General features: G+C 51.7%; 3 protein-coding genes. 2 read left to right on the top strand and 1 reads right to left on the bottom strand.

Features of this window, described 5'->3' with window-relative positions; translation table 11 throughout:
- Positions 1-507: TetR/AcrR family transcriptional regulator (locus ACFFAR_RS31715; protein ID WP_375509291.1), on the bottom strand; the 507-nt coding region annotated here is incomplete at its 3' end.
- Between the two features lie 399 nt (positions 508-906).
- Here ACFFAR_RS31715 and purU point away from each other — a divergent pair.
- Both purU and ACFFAR_RS31705 read left to right on the top strand, forming a co-directional pair.
- Positions 907-1,782, top strand: a complete 876-nt coding sequence (gene purU / locus ACFFAR_RS31710; protein WP_375509290.1) for a formyltetrahydrofolate deformylase — start codon at positions 907-909, stop codon at positions 1,780-1,782.
- A 20-nt stretch (positions 1,783-1,802) separates the two neighbouring features.
- Positions 1,803-2,030, top strand: a 228-nt coding sequence (locus tag ACFFAR_RS31705; protein WP_375509289.1) for an FAD-dependent oxidoreductase, incomplete at its 3' end; no start/stop codon positions are given.

Here is a 2,030-nt window from a genome sequence, read left to right as displayed (position 1 = left end):
CTCGGGATGAGGATGGTTTTCCGCAATCTCGGGAAAGCAAGCGATGAAGCGGGCAAAAAAAACAGGATCGGACCGCGCACGGGTCGCGTCTATCCGTTCGAAAAGCTCATGCGAAGCTTTGCACCCAAAAAACAAGCTCCACGCAGCCACGTAGCTGGGCACGCCATAGATGGTTTGCCAAGCTAAGCGGACGAATTCGCGCGCTCTTTGCTCGAGCGGCAGTGAGACCGGAGGCCACACAACGCCATCATCCGAAAGCGGTGCCATGACTTCGTCGATTAGGCGCTCCATCAAGACCTGACGATTAGCGAAATGGTGCTGCAACGCGCCTAACGTGACCCGCGCACCACGGGCGATATCCTGCAGGTTCGTGGCTCGAAAGCCTTTTTTGTGAAGCAACCGCATTGCCGACTGGACTATGCGTCGTCTGGTAGCATCGCTGCGCTCTTCCTGGGTTCGCCGCGCCGGTGCACGTGGGGATCTGTCTGCTTTCGGTACTATGCTCATGGGTCATGCGTTAGTTAGCGTTCCAGCAGTGTCCACCGCTCGGGTCCGAGGGGGCATGATTACTCAACAAACCTAGTGTGGCACAAAAAATAACAATAAATTGTTATTGTTTCTGTTTTCCAGTGTGCTTATACTTGCCTTAGTCACTGCGGTTTGGTTACTGACAGGACGCCAGGCCGAGGTACAGGGCCTGAGCTCAAACATTAAAGATTTATTGTTTGTTAAAAAATGACTGATTGTTGAGAAGGGACGGCCGCTGCTGTTTCTGTCGCGCCCATTTGTAATATTGCGCGGCCTGCCATCAAGTAAGGGGTGAGCAGAATCGATAGGTTAGCAGCCTAACCAATGCCCCCAAGATTTTAGAAGCAGGTTTGTCAACCATTGTTCACGTAGGCCAAGATGACCGCAACGACGCAAGCGACCGAAGCTACCCATTACCGATTTACTTTTAAGTGTCCTGACCGCTTGGGAATACTCGCGAAAGTCTCGACCTTGCTTTTCGAGGAAGGCGCATACGTAACGGAGTCTTTCCACTATGGCGACCCTCAAAGTAAGCAGTTCTTTGCGCGCATGGTGTTTGACGACCATGTGTTGGTCGGTAGCATCAAAACCCTGAATCAACAGCTGTCATCGCTTGCGCGTGAACTCGACATGGAATTCGAGATTACGCCTGCTTCATATCACCCGAAAGTACTTATCGCTGTATCAAAATACGATCATTGTCTGAATCTCCTTCTGACCAAATGGCGCGCGGGGGCGTTGGCAATTGACATTGTTGGCGTCGTCTCGAACCATAACGACTGTCGAAGCCTCGTTGAGTGGTATGGCATTCCGTTCAGTCATTTCCCAATCACGAAAGACACAAAGCCTCAGCAGGAAGCACAGATTCTAGAGCTGTTTGCAAATAGCAAAGCAGAACTACTCGTCTTGGCGAGATACATGCAAATCTTGTCCGATGACATGAGCCGTAAGCTCGAGGGCAAAGCGATCAATATTCATCATTCATTCTTGCCAGGTTTTATGGGTGCTCGCCCTTACCATCAGGCGCATGAACGTGGTGTCAAAGTCATTGGTGCAACAGCACACTTTGTGACGAGCGACCTCGACGAGGGTCCCATCATTGCGCAGGAGGTCAAGCAAATTGACCATGCGTACACCACAGAAGACATGGTGCTTACGGGGCAGGACACAGAGGCTGTAGCGCTGGCAAATGCGGTACGCCTTTTTAGTGAAGGGCGAATCTTTCTCAATGGCAACCGAACGGTAATCTTGTAACCAAAGTAGCGGAGTTCCTCGTGGAAAACTACTCTTTCTTGTCCTTGGCGAAACACGCGCTGAGCGGTCATCGTCGATGGACTCAAGCGTGGCGCACGAGCGAACCTAAGAGTCGCTACGACGTAGTTATTATCGGCGGCGGTGGTCAAGGGCTGGCCACTGCGTATTACCTCGCCAAAAACCATGGTATTACGAATGTAGCTGTCATCGAAAAAGGATGGTTGGGGGGTGGAAACACCGGGCGCAAC

The sequence above is a fragment of the uncultured Caballeronia sp. genome, assembly GCF_964243625.1.
Lineage (GTDB): Bacteria > Pseudomonadota > Gammaproteobacteria > Burkholderiales > Burkholderiaceae > Caballeronia.
The sequence above is the reverse complement of the archived record's forward strand: the minus strand, read 5'-3'. Positions and strand labels throughout refer to the sequence as shown.